The 21,724-nt window shown below is 72.2% G+C and carries 18 protein-coding genes; 11 read left to right on the plus strand and 7 right to left on the minus strand.

Annotated elements, in window-relative coordinates; genetic code table 11:
• Positions 1-13: 13 nt before the first annotated feature.
• The 5 genes from ACIA8D_RS22780 (at position 14) to ACIA8D_RS22800 (ending at position 4,209) form a co-directional block, all read left to right on the plus strand.
• Complete coding sequence (locus ACIA8D_RS22780) at positions 14-931, plus strand: VOC family protein (RefSeq protein ID WP_399234833.1); 918 nt, start codon at positions 14-16, stop codon at positions 929-931.
• Positions 919-1,473, plus strand: a complete 555-nt coding sequence (locus ACIA8D_RS22785) for a flavin reductase family protein (RefSeq protein ID WP_399234834.1) — start codon at positions 919-921, stop codon at positions 1,471-1,473. Before ACIA8D_RS22780 ends, ACIA8D_RS22785 begins: the two co-directional genes overlap by 13 nt.
• Before the next feature lie 19 nt (positions 1,474-1,492).
• On the plus strand, positions 1,493-2,104 hold the full coding sequence (locus ACIA8D_RS22790; protein ID WP_399234837.1) for a TetR/AcrR family transcriptional regulator: 612 nt from the start codon (positions 1,493-1,495) through the stop codon (positions 2,102-2,104).
• 176 nt (positions 2,105-2,280) lie between these two features.
• Positions 2,281-2,484 carry a cold-shock protein gene (locus tag ACIA8D_RS22795; protein WP_266720703.1) on the plus strand — a complete coding sequence of 68 codons (204 nt, stop codon included), beginning with the start codon at positions 2,281-2,283 and terminating at the stop codon, positions 2,482-2,484.
• Between the two features lie 132 nt (positions 2,485-2,616).
• A complete protein-coding gene (locus ACIA8D_RS22800) occupies positions 2,617-4,209 on the plus strand; it encodes a DEAD/DEAH box helicase (RefSeq protein WP_399234839.1) in 1,593 nt (530 codons plus the stop codon).
• A 271-nt stretch (positions 4,210-4,480) separates the two neighbouring features.
• Here the strand turns inward: ACIA8D_RS22800 and ACIA8D_RS22805 are convergent, their stop codons facing one another.
• From ACIA8D_RS22805 to ACIA8D_RS22825, 5 genes are read right to left on the minus strand one after another with little or no spacing between them, the layout of a single operon-like run.
• Entirely contained in the window at positions 4,481-5,434 is a 954-nt protein-coding gene (locus tag ACIA8D_RS22805; RefSeq protein WP_399234842.1) for a tyrosine-protein phosphatase, read from the minus strand.
• A gap of 39 nt (positions 5,435-5,473) precedes the next feature.
• Positions 5,474-6,523, minus strand: a complete 1,050-nt coding sequence (locus ACIA8D_RS22810; RefSeq protein ID WP_399234875.1) for an NAD(P)H-dependent flavin oxidoreductase — start codon at positions 6,521-6,523, stop codon at positions 5,474-5,476.
• Positions 6,524-6,564: 41 nt separating this feature from the next.
• Positions 6,565-7,320: a CoA-transferase subunit beta gene (locus ACIA8D_RS22815; RefSeq protein WP_399234844.1), complete on the minus strand. Its 756-nt coding sequence runs from the start codon at positions 7,318-7,320 to the stop codon at positions 6,565-6,567.
• Positions 7,317-8,171, minus strand: coding sequence for a CoA transferase subunit A (locus tag ACIA8D_RS22820; RefSeq protein ID WP_399234847.1), 855 nt, complete (start codon positions 8,169-8,171; stop codon positions 7,317-7,319). Before ACIA8D_RS22820 ends, ACIA8D_RS22815 begins: the two co-directional genes overlap by 4 nt.
• A complete protein-coding gene (locus ACIA8D_RS22825) occupies positions 8,168-8,938 on the minus strand; it encodes an enoyl-CoA hydratase family protein (protein WP_399234848.1) in 771 nt (256 codons plus the stop codon). Before ACIA8D_RS22825 ends, ACIA8D_RS22820 begins: the two co-directional genes overlap by 4 nt.
• A gap of 131 nt (positions 8,939-9,069) precedes the next feature.
• On the opposite strand from ACIA8D_RS22825, the gene ACIA8D_RS22830 reads away from it, so the two are divergent.
• Together ACIA8D_RS22830 and ACIA8D_RS22835 are read left to right on the plus strand one after the other, a co-directional pair.
• Positions 9,070-9,810 (plus strand): SDR family oxidoreductase, encoded by a 741-nt coding sequence (locus ACIA8D_RS22830; RefSeq protein ID WP_399234850.1) that lies wholly within the window; start codon positions 9,070-9,072, stop codon positions 9,808-9,810.
• 1 nt (position 9,811) lies between these two features.
• Positions 9,812-10,756, plus strand: a complete 945-nt coding sequence (locus ACIA8D_RS22835; RefSeq protein WP_399234852.1) for an SDR family oxidoreductase — start codon at positions 9,812-9,814, stop codon at positions 10,754-10,756.
• 54 nt (positions 10,757-10,810) lie between these two features.
• Here ACIA8D_RS22835 and ACIA8D_RS22840 read toward each other — a convergent pair whose 3' ends face one another.
• Entirely contained in the window at positions 10,811-11,722 is a 912-nt protein-coding gene (locus ACIA8D_RS22840) for a hypothetical protein (protein ID WP_399234854.1), read from the minus strand.
• A gap of 176 nt (positions 11,723-11,898) precedes the next feature.
• On the opposite strand from ACIA8D_RS22840, the gene ACIA8D_RS22845 reads away from it, so the two are divergent.
• Positions 11,899-15,024 carry an endo-alpha-N-acetylgalactosaminidase family protein gene (locus tag ACIA8D_RS22845; RefSeq protein WP_399234877.1) on the plus strand — a complete coding sequence of 1,042 codons (3,126 nt, stop codon included), beginning with the start codon at positions 11,899-11,901 and terminating at the stop codon, positions 15,022-15,024.
• 46 nt (positions 15,025-15,070) lie between these two features.
• Here the strand turns inward: ACIA8D_RS22845 and ACIA8D_RS22850 are convergent, their stop codons facing one another.
• Positions 15,071-16,816 carry a beta-galactosidase family protein gene (locus ACIA8D_RS22850; protein WP_399234855.1) on the minus strand — a complete coding sequence of 582 codons (1,746 nt, stop codon included), beginning with the start codon at positions 16,814-16,816 and terminating at the stop codon, positions 15,071-15,073.
• A gap of 137 nt (positions 16,817-16,953) precedes the next feature.
• Here ACIA8D_RS22850 and ACIA8D_RS22855 point away from each other — a divergent pair, with 137 nt between their 5' ends.
• The 3 genes from ACIA8D_RS22855 to pepN all read left to right on the plus strand — a co-directional run bounded on the left by ACIA8D_RS22855 (position 16,954) and on the right by pepN (position 20,882).
• Positions 16,954-17,841, plus strand: a complete 888-nt coding sequence (locus tag ACIA8D_RS22855; protein ID WP_399234857.1) for a helix-turn-helix domain-containing protein — start codon at positions 16,954-16,956, stop codon at positions 17,839-17,841.
• Positions 17,842-17,847: 6 nt separating this feature from the next.
• Positions 17,848-18,180, plus strand: coding sequence for a chorismate mutase (locus tag ACIA8D_RS22860; protein WP_399234859.1), 333 nt, complete (start codon positions 17,848-17,850; stop codon positions 18,178-18,180).
• Positions 18,181-18,305: 125 nt separating this feature from the next.
• Positions 18,306-20,882, plus strand: a complete 2,577-nt coding sequence (gene pepN / locus ACIA8D_RS22865; RefSeq protein ID WP_399234861.1) for an aminopeptidase N — start codon at positions 18,306-18,308, stop codon at positions 20,880-20,882.
• Positions 20,883-21,724: the final 842 nt, after the last annotated feature.

Here is a 21,724-nt window from a genome sequence, read left to right on the forward strand (position 1 = left end):
AGGGGAGTTACGGATGGACATCCGCGCACTCGGCTATCTGCGCATCGAGACGGCCGACCTCGCCGCCTGGCGCACCTACGTCCTCGACATCCTCGGCATGACCGAGGCCCAGGGCAGCACGGACACCCAGCTCAACGTCCGCATCGATGACCGCATCCACCGCTTCCAGTTCGTCGCCGGCACCCAGGACCGGCTGATCGCGGCCGGATTCGAGGTCGCGAACGACCGCGCGCTGGCCCTCGCGGCCCAGGAGCTGGAGGCGGCCGGCCACGCCGTGAAGCAGGCCGACGCCGCCACCCTCGCCGACCGCCGCGTCCAGGGCCTGATCCACGTCAGCGACCCCGCGGGCAACCCACTGGAGATCTACTGGGGCCAGGCCCAGGACCACACCCCGCTCGCCGCGCCCTACGGCAACCGCTTCGTCACCGGCACCGACAAGAAGGCGGGCGCGGGCGACCTCGGCCTCGGCCACGTCGTCCTCCCGGCCGTCGAGATCGAGGAGGCCGTCGACTTCTACGAGAACCTCCTCGGCTTCCAGCTGCGCGACTCCATGCAGCTCCCGCCGGTCGCCGTCCCCACCGGCAAGCCCGGCCAGGACATGTACCGCATGTACTTCCTGTCCCCGAACCGCCGCCACCACAGCCTCGGCCTCTACCCGGGCGCCCTGCCGCCCGGCATCGTCCACTTCATGGTCGAACTGGAGCAGCTGGACGACGTCGGCCACGGCCTCGACCGCATGAAGAAGGCCGGTTACCCCATCGCCTCCTCCCTGGGGCGGCACTCCAACGACCACATGGTGTCCTTCTACGCCCAGGCGCCCGGCGGCTTCCAGGTCGAGTACGGCTGGGACGGCCTGGTCGTCGACCCGGAGACCTGGGTGACCAAGGAGATCACCGCCGACTCCCTGTGGGGCCACGAGTGGAACGGCTGAGCAGCACCATGGCGCCGCCCGTCGACGCGGGGGAGTTCCGGGACGCCCTGTCCCGGTTCGCCTCCGGCGTCACCGTCGTCGCCGGCCTCGACGAGGCCGGCGACCCGGCGGGCCTCGCCTGCCAGTCCTTCACCTCCCTCTCCCTCGACCCGCCCCTCGTCCTCGTCTGCGTCGCCCGTACGTCGACCAGCTGGGCGCGGATCGCCCCCGCCGGCCGCTTCGGGATCTCGGTCCTGGCCGAGGACCAGCGCGCCCTGTGCCGCACCCTCGGCTCCCGCGGCCCCGACAAGTTCGCGGGCCTCGGCCGGCGCATCGGGCGGGACGGCGGCAGCGTCCTGATCGACGGCGCCCTCGCCCAGCTGGAATGCGAGCTCGAACGCACCATCGACGGCGGCGACCACGAGATCGTCATCGGCCGCGTCACCTCGCTCACCGTCCCGCGCGCCGACGGTCGCCCGCTCCTCTTCTTCCGCTCCGCCTTCGGCACCGGCCGCTTCGGCACGGACCAGGAAACGACGGACCTCTTCGCCCAGTGGCTGTGACGCCCGGGACAATGGGCCCGTGCCTACGAAGAAGAAGTCCCAGTCGACGAACGCCGCGCCCGAACGGCGCGGCGAACTCCTGCGCACCGCCGCCGAGGTCTTCGCCGAGCAGGGCTACAACGCCACGACCGTCCGCAAGATCGCCGACCACGCGGGCATGCTCGCCGGCAGCCTCTACTACCACTTCGACTCCAAGGAATCGATGCTGGAGGAGATCCTGCGGACCTTCCTCGACGAGCTGTGGTCCGGCTACGACACCGTGCTCGACGACGCACTCGGACCCAGGGAAACGCTGGAGGCGCTGGTCACCGAGTCCTTCCGGGAGATCGACCGGCACCGCGCCGCCGTCGCCATCTACCAGCGGGAGTCCCAGCAGCTCGTCGCGCAGGAACGCTTCGGGTTCCTCGCCGAATCGCAGCGCAGGTTCGAGAAGACCTGGCTGACCACCCTGGAGCGCGGCGTCGACGAACAGGTCTTCCGCGCCGACCTCGACATCCGCCTCACCTACCGCTTCGTGCGCGACACCGTCTGGGTGGCGGCCTCCTGGTACCGGCCCGGCGGGCGGCACAGCCCCGAGGAGATCGCGCGCCAGTATCTGTCGATGGTTCTGGACGGGATCGCGGTGCGGTGACCTCGCGTGCTAGGATTCATGACGTTGCAGTTTTGGTACCCATAGACTTTATGTGCGCCTGACGGGAATGTTCCTCAGGCGCATTATTGTTTTTCCCGGGGTTTTATTCCCGGTATCCGGCGTTCACCTGGGCGTTCTCGGAATGGGGGCTGCTACCTGTTCTTAAGGAGAACGACATGGCCACCGGTATCGTTAAGTGGTTCAACTCGGAAAAGGGCTTCGGCTTCATCGAGCAGGACGGCGGCGGCGCCGACGTCTTCGCCCACTACTCCAACATCGCCACCTCGGGCTTCCGTGAGCTCCAGGAGGGCCAGAAGGTGACGTTCGACGTCACGCAGGGCCAGAAGGGCCCGCAGGCGGAGAACATCCTCCCCGCCTGATCTCGCTCGTAGATCAATCGACCCCGCCGGGCTGACCCGGCGGTCGTCGGATCGAGCATCACCGGGCCGGGGCCCGCACCGCAACGGTGCGGGCCCCGGTTCCTGCTGTCCCGTCCCGGAAGGCATCGCCGCATGGCCAGTTCTCCCCGCCCGTCGTCCGACCGCCGCTCCTCGTCGGGACGCTCCGCGTCGCAGCCCCAGGCTTCCCGCCGCTCCCGCCCCGCAGCCGGGCAGCGTCGCGCCCCGGAGCAGCGCCGTCGGCCGCAGTCCACGCCGCCCGCCGAGTTCACCATGCCGGAGAACACCACTCCCGCACTGCCCGCGGTGGAGAGCTTCGCCGAGCTCGACATGCCGGCCGCCCTCCTGAAGACGCTGGGCGAGCAGGGCGTCACCGAGCCGTTCCCCATCCAGGCCGCGACGCTCCCCAACTCGCTCGCCGGACGGGACCTCCTCGGTCGCGGCCGCACCGGCTCCGGCAAGACCCTCGCCTTCGGCCTCCCGCTGCTCACCCACACCACCGGCGCCAAGGCCGAGCCGAAGTCCCCTCTCGCGCTCGTCCTCGTCCCCACGCGTGAGCTCGCGCAGCAGGTCACCGACGCCCTCACCCCGTACGCGAGCGCGCTCAAGCTGCGCCTCGCGACCGTCGTCGGCGGCATGTCGATCTCCCGCCAGGCCGGCGCGCTGCGCCGCGGCGCCGAGGTCGTCGTCGCCACCCCCGGGCGCCTCAAGGACCTCATCGAGCGCGGCGACTGCGTGCTCGGCTCGGTGCGCACGACGGTGCTCGACGAGGCCGACCAGATGGCCGACATGGGCTTCATGCCGCAGGTCACCGCGCTCTTGAAGCAGGTCGAGCCGGGCGGCCAGACCATGCTCTTCTCGGCGACGCTCGACAAGAACGTCGACCGCCTGGTCAAGCAGTTCCTCAACGACCCGGTGGTCCACTCCGTCGACCCGTCCGCGGGCGCGGTGACGACGATGGAGCACCACGTCCTGCACATCGCCGACGAGACCGACAAGAAGGCCGTCACCGCGCGCATCGCCGCTCGCGACGGCCGCGTCATCCTCTTCGTCGACACCAAGCGCTCCGCCGACCGGCTCGCCAAGCGGCTCCTCGCCACCGGCGTGTACGCGGCGCCGCTGCACGGCGGGCGCAGCCAGCCGCAGCGCAACCGCACCCTCGAGCAGTTCAAGGACGGCCGGGTCACCGCGCTCGTCGCCACGAACGTCGCGGCGCGCGGCATCCACGTCGACGACCTCGACCTCGTCGTCAACGTCGACCCGCCCACCGAGCACAAGGACTACCTGCACCGCGGCGGCCGCACCGCCCGCGCCGGTGAGTCCGGCAGCGTCGTCACGCTGGTCCTGCCCGAGCAGAAGCGCGACGTGCAGCGCCTGATGCGCGACGCGAAGATCAAGCCGCAGACGACGCAGGTCCGCTCCACGGACGAGGAGCTGGCGGAGATCACCGGCGCGCGCGAGCCGTCCGGTGTCGCCGTGGCCATCGCCGTGCCGGAGCCGACGGCGCCCGCCGCGGCCTCGAAGCCGCGCCGTTCGCGCCGCTCCCGCGGCGGCTCGGGCAACGGCGCGACCCCCGAGGGCCAGCGCACGGCCTCGCCCAACGGCGGCCGTCGCCGCTCCCCCTCGTCCAACGGCGGCCAGCCGGGCTCCACCACAGCCGGCCCCCGCCGCGGCCGCGGCCCCCGGGGCCCTCGCCAGGCGGCTTGATCCAGCTCCCGGCATCCATCTCGGGCCTCGTCGACGGGTGAGCAAATCAAGTTCCGCCGGCGCTTGAGGCGCGGGGTCCGGGGCGGAGCCCCGCGACCTCGGCCCTGTTGGGCCGCGACGGGGCCGCTGGGTGAGCAAATCAAGCCCCGCCGGCGCTTGAGGCGCGGGGTCCGGGGCGGAACCCCGCGACCTCGGCCCCGTTGGGGCGCAACGGGACGCCGGGCCAAGACAATTCAGCCCCGCGACCTCGGCTCCGCCGCGGCGCGACACGTCACCTCACCAGCCGCCTCCGCAACACCTCAACCACCCCCCGCTCCACCCCAAGCCCCTCCGTCACATACCGCCCCAAACTGCCAAACGCCCTCCGCACCTGATCACGCGCGGCGTCCAGATACGCCATCCGCACCTCCTGGACAGGAATCAGCAGCTCCGGATGCTGCATGAGCCCCGCCTGCCGCAACCCCTCCCGAACCTGGGCGTCATGCGCGGCACGGAACGTGTTCGACGCCAAGTAGTCGCCCACCGCGGCCCGTTGATCCACCCCCAGCAGGCTCAGCAGGACGTACGTCATCCAGCCCGTCCGGTCCTTGCCCGACGTGCAGTGGTAGAGCAGCGCACCGGACCCCCCGGACGCCGCGTCCCGGAGCGTCGCCGCGAACCGCGCACGGTTGGCCGCGTCCGTCACGAACATCCGGTACGTGGTGCGCATCGCGGCGGCCGCCTTGCCGTCCCCCAGCGCCTCCTGCTGCACGGCCGGGTCCTTGGACCCGATCGCGGCCATCATCCGCTCGTACTGGCCGCCGTCGGAGACCGACCGCGTGGTCACCGCGAGCCCGGCGGGCAGCCGGTCGGCACCGTCGGTCCGCACCTCGAACGGCACCCGGAAATCGACCACTTCGGCGAGGCGCAGACCGGCGATCCGCGCCACGTCCGCGTCGGTGAGTTCGCTCAGCGCGTCGGCCCGGTAGACGAGACCGTGCCGGACCCGGCCGTGGCCCCGCGCGCGGTAGCCGCCGATGTCCCGGACGTTCACCGCCCCTTCGAGCGGGATCTGCCGGATGCCACCGGTGGCCGGCCTGCCCGGCGCGGCCGCCGCGACGGCGGGGACCGCGGCGAGCGCCGCGGCCGTGCCGAGCGCGGCGCCGAGCGCACGGCGCCGCGAGAGCGCCGCCGCGCCGGTGTTCTCCGTGCTGTCGATGTGCCCTGTTCTGTACGTGTGCGACATACATGAACTCCCTTGTGGATGCGGGCAGTTGGCTGCCCGTCAGGGTGGGGTGGGGAGGGACTCCAGGGTCTTGCGGGCCTCGGTCATCACGCGGTCGACCAGCTCCGCGCAGCTGGGCAGGTCCTCGATGAGTCCCGCCACCTGCCCTGAGGCCATGACGCCGAGGTCGGTACGGCCCTCGACCATGGAGGCCTTCAGGAGCATCGGGGTGTTCGCGGCCAGCAGGACCTGGCTCCAGGTGAGGTCCTTGCCGTGCTTCATGGCGAGGCCGTCGCGCACCATCTGCGGCCAGCTCAGCCCCGAGAGCTTCTTGAAGCCCGCGGCGCGGCGCACGGCCTGCAGCAACGCGCGCGTGCGGCCCGCGTTCTCCAGGGAGGTGACCAGCTCCGAACGCAGCATGCGGTGCGGAAGCCCGTCCACCGCCGTCGTCACCGTGACGTCCTTGACGCTCGCCGCGAGGTACTTCGCCTTCACCGCGTCCGGCACCGTCGAGTCCGACGTCAGCAGGAACCGCGTGCCCATGGCGACCCCGGCCGCCCCGTAGGCCAGCGCCGCGACCAGGCCCCGCCCGTCGCGGAAGCCGCCCGCCCCGACCACCGGGATGTCGACGGCGTCCACCACCTGCGGCAGCAGCACCGACGTCGCCACCTCACCGGTGTGCCCGCCGCCCTCGCCGCCCTGCACGATCACCGCGTCCGCGCCCCACGCCGCGACCTTCTCGGCGTGCCGGCGCGCCCCGATCGACGGGATCACGACGGCGCCCGCGTCCTTCAGCTCGGCGATCAGCTCGCGCGAGGGGGCCAGCGCGAACGAGGCGACCTTCACGCCCTCCTCGACGATCACCTTGACCCGCTCGCGCGCGTCCCCCGCGTCGGCCCGCAGGTTCACCCCGAAGGGCTGGTCCGTGCGTGACTTCACCTCGCGCACGGCGGAGCGGAGCTGGTCGAGCGTCATGGTGGCGGACGCGAGGATGCCGAGCGCCCCCGCGTTGGCCGCCGCCGACACCAGGCGCGGCCCCGCGACCCACCCCATGCCGGTCTGCACGAGGGGATGGCGCACGCCGGTCAGCCGGGTCAGCGCCGTGGGGATGGTGAACGCGCCGGAGTCCCGCGCCGGTTCGGAAGGCGGCGTCATACCGGCTTGACCTCCAGGTTCCGCTTGGAGTCGGGGTCGATGACCTCCCGGATCAGCCGCAGCTCCTCGGCCGTGGGCTCCCGCGTGGTCGGCACCTCGCCCTCGGGGAGCACCAGCGCGAACCCCGTCGCTTCCTCGGCCTCCGCCACGCTCACGCCCGGATGCACGGACACCAGCCGCATCGCGTGGTCGTCCGTGTCGAAGTCCAGGACGGCCAGGTTCGTCACCACGCGCGGGATGCGATGGAACCGCGTCGCCGACGGGCCCGCCGCGGCCGCGCTGTCGTAGCCCACCCCGCTGATCATGTCGACCTTCTCGACGAAGACCCGGCGGCTGTGCTTGGGCACCCAGTAACTCACCGGATTGTTCAGCGTGTTGACCGGGGCGCCGCGCACCCCGAGGAGCTGCCGGTCGGGCCGCTCCCAGTCGCCGATGCACGAGATGTTCTGATTGCCGAACCGGTCGAGCTGGCTCGCCCCCATCATCACGTGCCGCTTCCCGCCGGTCACCATCGTCAGATGCTGCCGGTACGGGAGCCAGCCCTCCGCCGCGCCGTCGAGCCCGACGACCATCGCCTCGCCGTCGGTGAGCAGGAGTCCGGGGGAGAAGGTCCGCTTGGCCAGGCGCGCCCCGGCGGACGGGATCAGGCCCATGGGGCTGGCCAGCACCTCCCCGTTGTCCCGCCAGGCCTCGGCGCAGGCGATCACGCAGTATTCGGCGCGGGTCACAGCGGTGTCCTGTGCGGTCGTCACTTCTGCTCCTCGTGCCAGGCCTGAACGGCGGACTGGTACTGCTTCTCGCCACCGCCGGGCGGCAGGAACCGCTCGGCGAACTCGGGCCAGGGCGTGCTCGCGTACAGCTTCTGGAACGCCTCGTCGCGTTCGTAGTCGGGCACGCAGGACGTGAAGTGCGCGCCGCCCGGCGTCTCCACGACGCCCGTCACGGAATGCCGCTTGACCAGCAGCGTCTGCGGCACGATGTCGGGCGCGAAGCCGTCGACCAGCTGCTCGCACGACACGTACGCGCTGTCCGCCGCCTCGCAGAACAGGTCGTCGAAGTACGGGTCGGGGCCCAGGTACTGGCCGTTGCCCGCGCGGTCCGCACGGTTCACGTGCACCAGGGCCGCGTCGAGCCGCAGCGCGGGCATCGCGACGAACGTCTCCCCGTCCTCGTACGGCGACGTCACCGTCCGCAGCGTCGGGTTGACGCGCATGACGTCCGAGCCGATCCCGGCCCGCACGGGCAGGAACGGCAGCCGGTTCGCCGCCGCGTGCAGTCCCCACATGAACATCGCCTCGTCGATCTCCATCAGCTCGAACGCGCCCTTCTGGCGCGCCGCCCTGAAGTTCGGCTCCAGCGGGATGGAGTCCAGCGTCGCGAACGCGGCGACCAGCTTGCGGATCTTCCCGGCCGCCGCGAGCAGCCCGACGTCCGGGCCGCCGTACGAGACGACGGTCAGGTCCGTGACGTCGCTGCGCAGCAACGCCCGTACCAGCGCCATGGGTTTGCGGCGCGAGCCCCAGCCGCCGATGCCGATGGTCATGCCGCTGCGCAGCCGCCCGACCACCTCGTCGGGCGTCATGGTCTTGTCCCCAGTGGTCATCGCTCGGTCTCCTGTCCGAAGGTGTCGCGGACGCGGTCGGCGACGCCGCTCAGATTCGCCTCGAAGGTGAAGCCCTGCTCGAAGCGGTAGCTGCGGTGCACGTCGACGGGGTCGATCCCGTTGAGCGCGGACTTGGCCAGGCGGAGCAGATAGCCGTCCTTGCGGGCGATGTCGCGGGCCAGCTCCAGGGCGGCCCCGCGCAGTTGATCCCTCGGGACGACCTGCCAGACCGAGCCGTGGGCGTGCAGCTCCGCGGCCGTGGCCGTGCGCGACGTGTAGAACAGCGCGCGCATCAGATGCTGCGGGACGAGTCGGGCCAGGTGCGTGGCCGCGCCGAGCGCGCCCCGGTCCAGCTCGGGCAGGCCGAACGTCGCGTCGTCGCTCGCCACGATCGCGTCCGCGTTTCCCACGAGGCCGATGCCGCCGCCCAGGCAGAACCCGGCGACCGCCGCGATCACCGGAACCTCGCACTGGTACACCGCGGAAAACGCCTCGTAGCAACCGCGGTTGGCGCCGATCAGGGCGCTGTGGCCGCCGCCGGCCGCCGCCCTCTCGCGCTGCATCTCCTTGATGTCCACCCCCGCGTTGAACCCGCGGGAGGTCTCGGCCGCCGTCAGCACGACGCAGCGCACATCGGGATCGCGGCCTGCGGCACGCACGGCGTCCGCCACGTCGTACCAGCCCTGCACCGGCAGCGCGTTGACGGGCGGGAAGTCGACCGTGACGACGGCAATGCCCTTTTCGGGTGAGGAGGTGGAGACACCCATGGCGTTCAGCTACCTTTCCACCTAACGTTTGTTTGGTACGCCGATGACGGTAGCAGGCGGCGAGGGGGAGCGGAATGGGTCGGGCAGCGGTCGGCGCAAGCGGACCCGAAAGGGTCGGGAAGGGGTCCGGGATGGATCTGAGCGGTCGGGTCGTCGTCGTCACGGGCGGCACGAGGGGAGTGGGTGCCGGGATGGCGGGCGCCTTCGCGAAGGCCGGGGCGCGGGTGATCACCTGCGCCCGCAGACCCCCAGAAGTACCCGTCGAGGGCTGCGAGTTCGTCCAGGTCGACCTGCGGGACGCGGCGGCCGTGGAGGAGATGTTCGCGGGCCTCGACCGGGTGGACGTGCTGGTGAACAACGCGGGGGGCACGCCGTACCGCCCGCTCGCGGAGGCGGACGTGGCGCGGCACGCGCGCGTGATCGAGCTGAACCTGACGGCGGCGCTGACCGCGTCGCTGGCCGCCCGCGAGAAGCTCGCCGCCGCGCGCGGCTCGATCGTGATGATCGGCAGCGTCAGCGGCAGCCGCCCCTCACCGGGCAGCGCGGTGTACGGGGCGGCGAAGGCGGGCCTGGAGCACCTCGCGCGGTCCATGGCCGTGGAGTGGGCGCCGGACATCCGCGTGAACACGCTGGTGCTCGGCATGGTGCGTACGGAACTGAGCGCACTGCACTACGGGGACGAGGACGGCATCGCGGCCGTGGGCGCGACCGTGCCCATGGGGCGCCTGGCCGAGCCGGCCGAGGTCGGGGACGCCGCGGTGTTCCTGGCCTCGGACGCCGCCTCGTACATCACCGGGGCGAGCCTGCTGATGCACGGCGGCGGCGAGCTCCCCGCGTTCCTGGACGCGGCAACTGTCAACAAGGAGGCGTGAGATGACGGAAGCGAAGCCGGTCGACGGCGACAACGGAGGCCTGTGCGCGGGGCGGGTGGTCGCCGTCACGGGAGCGGGGCGCGGACTCGGGCGCGCACACGCCCTCGCGTACGCGGCCGAGGGCGCGAAGGTCGTGGTGAACGATCTGGGGGTGGGCCTGGACGGCGTCCCCGCCCCGGACAGCCCGGCGGCCCAAGTGGTCGAGGAGATACGGGCGGCGGGCGGCGACGCGGTGGCGCACGGCGCCGACATAGCCACTTCCGAAGGTGCCGCCTCGCTCGTCGCGGCGGCCGTCGACACCTTCGGGCGCCTGGACACGCTGGTGAACAACGCCGGGTTCCTGCGCGACCGGATGCTCGTCAACCTCGACGAGGACGACTGGGACGCCGTGCTGCGGGTCCACCTCAAGGGCCACTTCCTGCCGCTCAAGCACGCCGCCGCGTACTGGCGGGCGGAGTCGAAGGCGGGCCGCACACCGGCGGCCCGAGTCGTCAACACGTCTTCCGGAGCAGGGCTGTTGGGATCGGTGGGGCAGGGCAACTACAGCGCGGCGAAGGCCGGGATCCTCGGCCTGACCCTGGTCGCCGCCGCCGAGATGGGACGCTACGGCGTGCAGGTCAACGCGATAGCGCCGGCGGCCCGCACCCGTATGACCGAGGCGACGTTCGCCGAGACGATGGCGGCGCCCGGCTCCGGTGCCTTCGACGCGATGGCTCCGGAGAACGTGTCGCCGCTGGTCGTATGGCTCGGCTCGGGGGCCGCGGCGGACGGGGTGACCGGGCGGGTCTTCGAGGTGGAGGCGGGCCGGATCACCGTGATGGAGGGCTGGAGCCCCGGCCCGACCGTCGACAAGCAGGAGCGGTGGACACCGGCGGGCGCCGGGGACGCGGCCCGCGAGCTGCTGGCACGCGCGGCCGTTCCGGGAGGTGTGTACGGGGCCTCGTGACACCGGCGCGGCGGTTCGGCGGGGGAGCCCGGCCGCGCTCTCCCGCCGGGCGGCCTACGTGTCGCACTCCAGGACCGTCCGGCACAGCCCGCACCGCGCCCGCACCCGGCCCCGCACCGGCACCCGGATCCGCTGCTGGCACGTCGGACACGCGAACGCCACCCGCAGGCCACCGCCCCGCCCCTGCGGGCCTTCCCCCGCCGAGAAGGCGTACGGGCCCCCGGGGGTGAGGCCACGCGGGCCGTGGTCCTGCGCGTACCGGCGGTCCTTCGCATAGCGGCGCCGGCCCGCCCAGCCCGCCGCGGTCAACGGCGGCTGCCGCTCGTCGTGCCGCGCCTGTGCCAGCCCCTTCTCGTACGCCGAGAACGCCTGCGGACTCGTGAACCACGTCTCAGGTCCCTCACCGAAGACGAGGGACCGCTTCGCGAGCACGTACCCGAACTCCTCCGGCGTCAGATAGCCCAGCTTCTGCGAGGACGCCGCGTCCTCCCGGTACGCGTCGAGCAGCAGCCAGCCCGCGCCCAGATACGTGGCCGCCGTGTCGGTGAGGATCTCGTTGTCCCGCGTCCCCGGCAGCGACAGGTCCAGGCGGTGCAGATACACATGCATGATCTCGTGCGCGAGCGCCGCCCCGATGTCCCTGCGATGCGTACGGAACCGGTCGTTCAGCTCGATGAAGTACTCGGGCCCCGCCGCCAGTTCGACACTCGCCGCATGCCGCATCTCGCGGAAGCTCACGATCATCCGGGCATCGGGCAGCCGATAGTGCCGCACCAGTTCGCGCGCCACCCGCTGCACACCCAGATACAGATCGTCGGCGTCGGCGAACGCCACGTCCGCCGGGGCCACACTCGACGCGAACGAGTGCACCGAATCGTAGGAGAGGCGCCTGTAGAGCGCCGTGATCGCCGTCCGCACCGTCTCCAGATGCGGATAGCCGTGCACCACCGGTCCGCCGTCCGCCACGCGCGCACCCCCAGGGTCCGCCGGGCCGGGACCCGGCGACTCCAGAGTACGGCCATTAATCCAAGACCTGCCGCCCCTTTGTCCATGGGCCCCTCGGCCCCACCCGGCGCATCGTGATCGACACGCCAAGCCGCCGTGAGAAGGAGTGCGCCGTGCCCGAGCAGCCGCAGCAAGGCCTGCCGTCGCAGAACCCGCAGGACTCGGGGCACAAGGAGGTCTCGCCCGGCCCCACCCGCAGGGCACTCGTCGCCGCGGGCGCGGTCGGCGGCGCGGGCGTCGCGCTCGGCCTCGGCGTGCCGGGCACCGCCCGCGCCACGAACGCCGCGGCCCCCGCCGACGGCGTCGCCGTGCTCCGCTCCAAGGACCTCGACGTCCGCGTGAGCACCGCCTTCCCGCTCGTCGTCTCCTACACCGAGCGCGCCACCGGCGCCGTCCTGCACGCCCAGCCCGACCCGGTCACGACGCTCCTGATCGACGGCGCCGAGCACACCCCGAAGGTGACGTGCACACCCGCCGCCGACCACGCCGACTACCGGCTCACGCTGACCGGCGGCACCACCGTCGACGTCCGCATCGCGGTCGACGGCAAGCAGGTCGACTGGCGCGTCACGAAGATCAGCGACACGGCCCCACTGCGCGTCGGAACCCTCCAGTTCCCCGGCCTCGCCCTGCTGTCCGTCCGCAGCGACCAGCCCGGCGCCGCGCTCCTCGCCGCCACCGTGCAGCTCGACAAGGCCAAGAGCGGCGACACCCTCGTCACTCCGGCCGCCGACAGCCCCGCACAGGCACCCACCGGCTGCGCGTACGCCGTCGTCGCCCACGACAGGCTCGGCGGCGCCGTCGAGACGAACACCAGCTACGACAAGCCCGACGGCGCCGCCGGAACCACCTGGGAGAACGGCCGCCTGTGGCGCGAGACCGTACGCCGCGACGGCCGCACCGAGGCCCGCCTCGCCCCAGGACAGTGGACCCACCGCGCCGCGACCTCCCCGGTCGACGCCACCGAACCCCTCCCGTACGCGACGGTGATCGTCACCGGCGACCGCAACGGCGACGACAAGGTCGACTGGCAGGACGCCGCCATCGCCTTCCGCGACATCGCCCACACCCCGCGCGGCGCCGACGAGCAGCACCTGCGCGTCGTCCCGCACATCCCGTTCAACTTCGCCTCGCAGGCCACCAACCCGTTCCTCGCGACCCTCGACAACGTCAAACGCATCCACCTCGCCACCGACGGGCTGCGCCAGTACACCCTCCTCAAGGGCTACCAGTCCGAGGGCCACGACTCCGCGCACCCCGACTACGCGGGCAACTACAACACCCGCGCCGGCGGCCTCGACGACCTCAACACCCTGGCCCGCGAGGGCAAGAAGTGGAACAGCGACTTCGGCGTCCACGTGAACGCCACCGAGTCGTACCCCGTCGCGAACGCCTTCTCCGAGAAGCTCGTCGACAAGAGCAACGAGCAGTGGGACTGGCTCGACCAGAGCTACCGCATCGACCAGCGCCGCGACCTCGTCTCGGGCGACATCGTCAAGCGCTTCGCCGACCTGCGCCGTGACGCCGACGACGGCCTCAACACCCTCTACATCGACGTGTTCCGCGAGTCGGGCTGGACCTCCGACCGACTTCAGCGCACCTTCCGCGACCAGGGCTGGAACGTCACGTCCGAATGGGGCCACGGCTTCGAGAGATCGTCCCTGTGGTCCCACTGGGCCACCGAGACCGACTACGGCCCCGACACGTCGCGCGGCATCAACTCGAAGCTCATCCGCTTCATCCGCAACCACCAAAAAGACGTCTTCGCCGACAAGTGGCCGACGCTCCTCGGCATCGCCCGCATGGGCAACTTCGAGGGCTGGACCGGCAAGACCGACTGGACCGACTTCTACCGCCTCATCTGGACGCACTCGCTGCCCGCCAAGTACCTCCAGGCACAGCCCATCAAGACCTGGGGCGAGCACGAGATCACCTTCCTCGGCGCCACCCGCACCAGCGTCACCGACGCCTCGGGCGCCCGCCGCATCACCACCGACGACCGCCTCGTCTACGACGACGGCACCTACCTGCTGCCGTGGGAGCCGCGCCGCGCCACCGACCCGGCGAAGCTCTACCACTACAACCCCAAGGGCGGCAGCACGAGTTGGCGTCTCCCGCGCGCGTGGGAGGGCAGAAGCCGGGTGGCCCTGTACCGGCTCACCGACCAGGGCCGCACCTTCGTCTCGTACGTCACCGTGTCCCGCGGCAAGGTGACGCTGAAGGCCGAGGCCGACCAGCCCTACGTCCTCTACCGGGACCGCAGCGACCTCGACCGCGCACCCGGCTGGGGCCAGGGCACCCCGCTGCACGACCCCGGCTTCAACTCCGGCTCCCTGAAGGGGTGGACGGTCACCGGACCCGCCAAGGTCGAGCGCAGCGACCTCGGCGACTTCGAACTCGTCATCGGCTCGGGCGCCGCCGCCACCGTCTCCCAGCGCCTGAGCAGGCTCGCCCCCGGCTCCTACGCGGCGTCCGTGCAGGTCGAGGTCGGCGCCAAGGCGGGGGAGCGGCGCAGGGCCACCCTGGAGGTGCGCACCGTCGACGGCGTGAGCGCCACGAACTGGACCGAGACCTCCACCGCGGGCAACCACGTCGCCGCGGACCGCAAGCACGGCACCCGCTTCCAGCGGATGACCACGTACTTCACCGTCCCGGACGGCGGCGGCCCCGTCATCCTCGCCCTGCGCACGGCGGCCGGAGCGGCGCGCGTCCGCTTCGACAATGTACGTATCGTGAAGTCGCCCGCACCGAACATGCCTGCCGGAACCGTCGCCCATGAGGACTTCGAGCACGTCCCCCAGGGCTGGGGCCCGTTCGTGAAGGGCGACGCGGGCGGCGCCACCGACCCGCGCACCCACATCGCCCAGCGGCACGCCCCGTACACCCAGCGCGGCTGGAACGGGAAGGCGATCGACGACGTCGTCGACGGCACCCAGTCGCTCAAGTCGCGCGGCGAGAACACCGGCCTCGTCCACCGCACGGTCCCGCACACCGTCCGCTTCGAGCCCGGAAAGCGGTACCGGGTCTCCTTCCGCTACGAGAACGAGAAGGCCGGCCAGTACGCCTGGATCACCGCTGCCGACGACCCGGAGGCCAAGGAGCTGTCCCGCAAGGAACTGCCCGTGGCCACCGAACCCACCACGCTCACCTACGAGTTCACGGCACCGGACAAGGGGGAGGCCTGGGTCGGGCTGCGCAAGACGGGCGAGGACGGCACCGCCGAGTTCACCCTGGACGCCTTCGAGGTGACCGAGGTCGCGTGAGCCGCGGTGGGCGGGCCCGGTCGGCGCACCGGGCCCGCCCACCCGTTCAGCGCAGCAGCACCCGCGGCTCGCCCGCCCGGTCGAGCTCCAGCACCCACACCTCGTTCACGCCCTCGCGCAGCACGGGACCCGGCACGTACAAGGCGTCCTGCGGGCCCGCCGACCAGTAGCGGCCCAGACAGAACCCGTTCACCCACACGAACCCCCGCCCCCAGCCCGGCAGTTCGAGCGCCGCGTCCCCGGCCCCCGACACCTCGAAGGCCCCCCGGTGCAGGCCCCGCCCCTCGCCTTGCGGCACCTGCGATGGCAGCGCGGCCACCCCGGAAGCGGTGAAGGCGTCCAGGCGCAGCCCCCGCGCCCGCACCCCGTGCAGGAACTGCCGCTCGTGCAGCAGCCCACCCGTGATCCCCTTCGGCTCGCTCGTGCGCGGCCCGTAGTTGACCCGCCCCAGCGACTCCACCCACAGCTCCACGCGTGCGTGCCCCGCGACCTCCTCGGTCAGCCGCGGCTCCTCCTCCGTGAGCACCCCGGCCCGCACCCCGTCGACGTACACGGTCGCCAGATCCCGCAGCCCGCGCGCCAGCAGCGGATACGGCTGCCGCGGCCCCGGCACCGTCACCGCGTACCGCACCAGGCCACGGTCCACGTCCAGCTCCTCGAACGACGGCGGCACCGCGTACTCCGCCTCCGGGCCGCCCAGCGCCGCAAGGACACCGTCCAGCGCCGTGAACGTCGACAGAGCGGCCGTGACCGGGCCCGCGAGTATCGCCGGCGGCTCGGGCACCTCGGGCAGCGGCTCCTCCGCATACGCGGCGAGCACCTCCCGGAACAGCCAGAACTTCTCCGTGGGCCGCCCGAACTCGTCGATCGGCGCGTCGTAGTCGTACGACGTGACATCCGGCTCCAACGGCCCGTCGTGCAGCGCGCCGCCACCCCGGTTCGCGCCCGCCCAACCCCCGAAGCTCGTCCCGCCGTGTGCCATGTACAGATTCACCGACGCCCCGCACTCCAGGATCTCCCGCAGCGCGTCCGCCGCCTCCCGCGGATCCCGCACGACGTGCTTCGCGCCCCAGTGGTCGAACCAGCCGCACCAGAACTCCATGCACATCAACGGCCCCGACGCCTGATGCCTGCGCAGCGTCGCGAACGCCTCACGCGCGCGGGACCCGAAGTTCACCGTCGCCGGCACACCCGGCACCGAACCCCCGGTCAACATGTGGTCCTCGGGCCCGTCCGACGTGAACAGCGGCACGGTGACGCCGAGTTCGAGCAGCAGATCGGCCAGGGCCCGCAGATAGCGGCGGTCCGAGCCGTAACTGCCGTACTCGTTCTCCACCTGCACCATGATCACCGGACCGCCGCGGTCCACCTGCCGCGCCACCACCTGCGGAAGAAGCACCCGGAACCAGCTCTCCACCCGCGCCATGAACTCCGCGTCCCGCGTCCGGACCCGCCGCCCCAGTGGACCCGTCACCCAGTGCGGCAGCCCCCCGTTCTCCCACTCCGCGCAGATGTACGGGCCCGGCCGCACGATCACCCACAGCCCCTCCCGCCACGCCGCGTCCAGAAACCGGCCCACCGCCGCGACCTCGGCCACCTCACCCGGACGCGGCTCGTGCAGATTCCACGGCACATACGTCTCCACACAGTTCAGGCCCATCGCCCGCAGCATCCGCAGCCGGTGCGCCCACTGCTCCTCGTGCACCCGGAAGTAGTGCAAGGCCCCCGACAACAGCCGCACCGGCCGCCCGTCCACCTCGAAGCCGTCCCCGCCCACCCGGAAATCCGTCATCACGTGCTCCTCCGCGCCTGATGGGCACAACACCCACCGGCCGCCACCCTCACCTCTGGCGGCCGACCCGGTCCATGGACAAAGATCGGCCGGTGTTGGACGGGGACGCCCGCACGCACCACCACGGGAGGGGACACATGCCCACGTACCACACCTGGATGCGGTACTTCACGCCCAGCCCGGCCCACCACCGCCTCGGCCTCGTCTGCCTCGGCGTCGGACTCCAGCACGGCCTCCTGCCCACCGTCGGACCGCGCACCCTCGACCACCACGTCGCCGTCGTCGTCACCGCGGGCAGCGGCTGGTACCAGGACGCCGACGGCCACCGCCGCACCGTCACCGCACCCGCCCTCATCTGGCTCACCCCCGGCCGCCCCCACCACTACGGCGCCGACCCCACCACCGGCTGGGACGAATGTTTCGTCGACTTCACGGGCCCGGCCACCACCACGTACACCGAACTCGGCTACATCGAACCCGACCGCCCCCTCGTCCCCCTCACCGACGCCGCCCACGCCCGCGCCGCCGTCGGCCGCATCGCCCGAGCCGCCCGCCGCGGCAACCCCCTCCTCGAAGTCGAGACCGGCGCCGCCGTCCACGAACTCCTCGTCGCCCTGCGCCGCGCCCGCGCCGACCTCGCCCAGGGCGGCGACCCCGTCCTCCAGGCCCTCGCCCGCGACGCCTTCCAACCCCTCTCCGTCGCCGCCCACGCCGCCCGCCACGGCATGACCCCCGCCGCCCTGCGCACCGCCGTGCGCCGCGGCGCAGGCTGCAGCCCCAAGGACTACCTCCTCGGCATCCGCCTCGGCCGCGCCAAGGAACTCCTCGCCGCCACCGAACTCCCCGTCGCCGCCGTCGCCCGCCGCGTCGGCTACGACGACCCCGCCTACTTCTCCCGCCTCTTCACCCGCCGCGTCGGCACCGCCCCCGTCCGCTTCCGCGAACAACAAGGCCGCGCCGTCCCCGGCGGCTGGTCCGACAAGATCCCCGACCCCGACGACCCACCCATGCTCCACGTAGGCTGACCCGTCATGACCACCAGCAAGCCAAACGACAAGCCGGCAGCCGACCCGGCCGTGCGCGCCGAGCTCGGCCGCCTGCGCGACAGCATCGACAACATCGACGCCGCCGTCGTCCACATGCTCGCCGAGCGCTTCAAATGCACCCAGCAGGTCGGCCACCTCAAGGCCGAACACGACCTGCCGCCCGCGGACCCGGCCCGCGAATCCCGCCAGATCGAACGCCTCCGCCAACTCGCGGAAAACGCCAAACTCGACCCGGCCTTCGCGGAAAAGTTCCTCAACTTCATCATCAGCGAGGTAATCCGCCACCACGAACAAATCGCGGAAGACACCAAACGCTGACCAAATCAACCCTCTCCGGCGATTGAGGAGCGGGGCCCGGGGCAGCGCCCCGCGAGCTCAACCCCGGCGGGCCGCAACAAGATCCACCCTGTCCCGATACCGGCGGCATGCGGCAGCATGACCGCATGCCCGTACTCACGCGCAGCGAAGCGCAGACCCGAGCCCAGCTCATCGACGTCGAGCGATACACCGTCGCCCTCGACCTCACCGTCGGCGACGACACCTTCGACTCCCGCACCGCGGTCCGCTTCACCGCACGCACCGCGGGCGACACCTTCGTCGAGCTCAAGCCCGCCGACCTGCGCTCCGCCACCCTCGACGGGCAGCCCCTCGACCCCGCCACCCTCGCCGACAACCGGCTCCCCCTCACCGGCCTCACCGAAGGCCCCCACGAGCTGCGCATCGACACCTCCATGCGCTACTCGCACACCGGCGAGGGCATGCACCGCTTCACCGACCCCACCGACGGCGAGACCTACACGTACACGCAGCTGTTCATGGAAGACGTCCAGCGCGTCTTCGCCGCGTTCGACCAGCCCGACCTCAAGGCGCGCTTCGACCTCACCGTCACCGCCCCCGAAGGCTGGACCGTCCTCGCCAACGGCGTCACCGAACACCTGGGGGAGGGCCGCTGGCAGGCCGCCACCACCCCACTGCTCTCCACCTACCTGGTCGCCGTCGCCGCGGGCCCCTGGCACTCCATCCGCACCGAACACCGCGGCCTCCCCTTCGGCCTGCACTGCCGCCGCTCCCTCGCGCAGTACCTCGACGCCGACGCCGAGGAGATCCTCGACGCCACGCGCGCGTGCTTCGACCGCTACCACGAGAAGTTCGACGAGCCCTACCCCTTCGACTCCTACGACCAGGCGTTCGTCCCCGAGTTCAACGCCGGCGCCATGGAGAACCCCGGCCTCGTCACCTTCCGCGACGAATTCGTCTACCGCTCCGCCGTCACCGACACCGAACGCCAGACCCGCGCCATGGTCATCGCCCACGAGATGGCCCACATGTGGTTCGGCGACCTCGTCACCCTCAAGTGGTGGGACGACATCTGGCTCAACGAGTCGTTCGCCGAATACATGGGCTACCAGACCCTCACCGAAGCCACCCGCTTCACGGACACCTGGATCGACTTCGGTGTCGCCCGCAAGACCTGGGGATACGACGCCGACCAGCGGCCCTCCACCCACCCCGTCGCCCCCGAATCCGTGCCCGACACGGCCTCCGCGCTCCTCAACTTCGACGGCATCTCCTACGCCAAGGGCGCCTCCGCGCTCCGCCAGCTCGTCACCTGGCTCGGCGAAAAGGACTTCCTCGCCGGTATCAACACCCACTTCGCACGCCACAAGTTCGGCAACGCCACCCTCGCCGACTTCATCGAATCCCTCGCCTCCGGCACCGAACGCGACGTCCACGCCTGGGCCGATGCCTGGCTGCGCACCACCGGCGTCGACACCCTCACCGCCGACGTCACCAGCGACGACGCCTGGTGCCACCTCAACCTGAGCAACCAGGGCAGCCCCGGCACATGGACCGAGCCTGATCCGGCCAAGGACCGCGACGGCATGCGGCACCTGACCACACTCACGTCCACCCCTGCCCGCCGCCCGCACCGCATCGCCATCGGCCTCTTCGACCACGACCCCGCCGACCCGCGCCGACTCACCCTGCGCAGCCGCCTGGACACCGACATCTCCGCCGACGGCGGCCGGGGCCTCTCGGTACCCGGCCCGCGCCCCGCCCTCATCGTCCTCAACGACCAGGACCTCAGCTACGCCAAGATCCGCCTCGACCCCGCGTCCCTGAACACCGCCCTGAGCCACCTCTCGGGCATCCCCGACGCCCTCACTCGCACCGTCGTGTGGAACACCCTGCGCGACATGGTCCGCGACGGCGAACTCGCACCCACCACCTACCTGGAGACCGTCGCCGCCCACCTCCCCGAGGAGAGCGACCTCGCCCTCGTTCAGGGCGTCCTCGCCTTCGCCCACACCCAGGTCGCCGACCGGTACACCCACCCCGCCGAGCGCGCCGAGGCCCTCGACCTCGTCACCGCCCTGTGCGAGGACTTCGTCCGCCGCACCGAGGACGGCAGCCACCCCGGGCTCCGCCTCACCGCCGTACGCCACCTCATCGACGCCGCACGCCACGCCGACATCATCCGCGACTGGTACGACTCCGGGGCCGTGCCCGGTGGGCCCGAACTCGACCCCGAACTGCGCTGGCGCATCCTCGGCCGGCTCAGCGTCCTCGGCGCCGTCGACGAAGCCGTCATCGAGGCCGAACTCGCCCACGACCCCAGCGCCACCGGCCAGGAGGGCGCCGCCCGCTGCCGCGCCGCTCTGCCCGACCCGCAGACCAAGGCCGAGGCATGGTCCGCCCTGTTCACCACGGACCCCGAACACGACCTGTCCAACTACCTCTTCACCGCCACCGCCCAAGGCTTCTGGCAACCCGAACAGGCCGGCCTCCTGCGGGACTACGTCCCCCGCTACTTCACCGACGCCACCGAACTCGCCACCCGCCGCGGCCCCGCGATCGCCGAGGCGGCGGGCCGCCACGCGTTCCCCGTGTACGCCATCGACGCGGACACGCTCCGCGTGGGCGAGCAGCACGTGGCGGCGGCACCCCCCGCCCTGCGCCGCAAACTGACCGACCAACTCGACGACCTGCGGCGGGCGTTGCGGGTGCGCGGGGCGTAGACCCGGGGGTCGCGTCACGCGGCACCGGAACGCTTCGGCTCACGCCGGTACGGGTCGCCGCGCGGCACCGGGGCTTCGGTCCCGGCCAGGTCGCGCCGACGCGCGGCACCGGCGGTCGGCCTGCGCCGGGGCGGCGGCCGTTGTACGTGTGACCGGGAGCCGGGCCCGGTTGTGCCCGGAAGCCGGGGCTCCCGGTTCCTCGGCTCATCTCCCACCCACCCGCCCCCTCCGGGGGCGTCGGCCCGACGGGGTGCCGTTCTCTCGGTCGGTGTGGCTGTTCCGCGGTGGGTGCTGCCGGGCCCGGTGCCTGGTGTCTGGGTCGACGCGGACGCGGGGTTCCCGGCGTGCCGGTTGCGGCCCCCTCGCCCGCTCATCTCCCACCCACCCGCCCCCTCCGGCGGCTTCGGCCCGACGGGTTGCCGTCCTTTCGGCCGACGTGACCGCTCCGCTCACCCGGCGTAGAGGCATGGCATGCACACGTGGCGACGGCCGGAGACCACCCCATCAAGCCCGTCCGGCGTTTGAGGACGAGCCCGAAGGGCGACGGGGTCCGGGGGCGCAGCCCCCAGGGGCCAACCCCGGTGCGGGCCAAGGGAACCGAGCCCCGCACGGGCCGATGCCCCCGAGGGGCAGGTGGTGGGAGACGAGCGAGGCCCGGGGCCGGACGGCAAACGCCCCAAGGCAGAAGCCCACCTCACCCGGGCCGACAGCCCACCCACCGCCTCCACCCCACCCGCACCCCCCGGAGGGGCTTAGGGCTTGTCGTTTGGATCAGGCCGGGCTCGCGGGGCCTGGCACGCACGCTCGCGGCGTTGTCGTCGGTCGACGACGCTCCGCGTCGC

The sequence above is a fragment of the Streptomyces sp. NPDC051684 genome (assembly GCF_044453445.1).
Taxonomy (GTDB): domain Bacteria; phylum Actinomycetota; class Actinomycetes; order Streptomycetales; family Streptomycetaceae; genus Streptomyces.

Bases quoted from the DNA above. Each gene is read 5' to 3' on its own strand.
- ACIA8D_RS22780 (WP_399234833.1), top strand. From the start codon at position 14: ATGGACATCCGCGCACTCGGCTATCTGCGCATCGAGACGGCCGACCTC.
- ACIA8D_RS22795 (WP_266720703.1), top strand. From the start codon at position 2,281: ATGGCCACCGGTATCGTTAAGTGGTTCAACTCGGAAAAGGGCTTCGGC.
- ACIA8D_RS22800 (WP_399234839.1), top strand. From the start codon at position 2,617: ATGGCCAGTTCTCCCCGCCCGTCGTCCGACCGCCGCTCCTCGTCGGGA.
- ACIA8D_RS22805 (WP_399234842.1), bottom strand. From the start codon at position 5,434: ATGTCGCACACGTACAGAACAGGGCACATCGACAGCACGGAGAACACC.
- ACIA8D_RS22820 (WP_399234847.1), bottom strand. From the start codon at position 8,171: ATGACCACTGGGGACAAGACCATGACGCCCGACGAGGTGGTCGGGCGG.
- ACIA8D_RS22825 (WP_399234848.1), bottom strand. From the start codon at position 8,938: ATGGGTGTCTCCACCTCCTCACCCGAAAAGGGCATTGCCGTCGTCACG.
- ACIA8D_RS22830 (WP_399234850.1), top strand. From the start codon at position 9,070: ATGGATCTGAGCGGTCGGGTCGTCGTCGTCACGGGCGGCACGAGGGGA.
- ACIA8D_RS22835 (WP_399234852.1), top strand. From the start codon at position 9,812: ATGACGGAAGCGAAGCCGGTCGACGGCGACAACGGAGGCCTGTGCGCG.
- ACIA8D_RS22850 (WP_399234855.1), bottom strand. From the start codon at position 16,816: ATGACGGATTTCCGGGTGGGCGGGGACGGCTTCGAGGTGGACGGGCGG.
- ACIA8D_RS22855 (WP_399234857.1), top strand. From the start codon at position 16,954: ATGCCCACGTACCACACCTGGATGCGGTACTTCACGCCCAGCCCGGCC.
- ACIA8D_RS22860 (WP_399234859.1), top strand. From the start codon at position 17,848: ATGACCACCAGCAAGCCAAACGACAAGCCGGCAGCCGACCCGGCCGTG.
- pepN (WP_399234861.1), top strand. From the start codon at position 18,306: ATGCCCGTACTCACGCGCAGCGAAGCGCAGACCCGAGCCCAGCTCATC.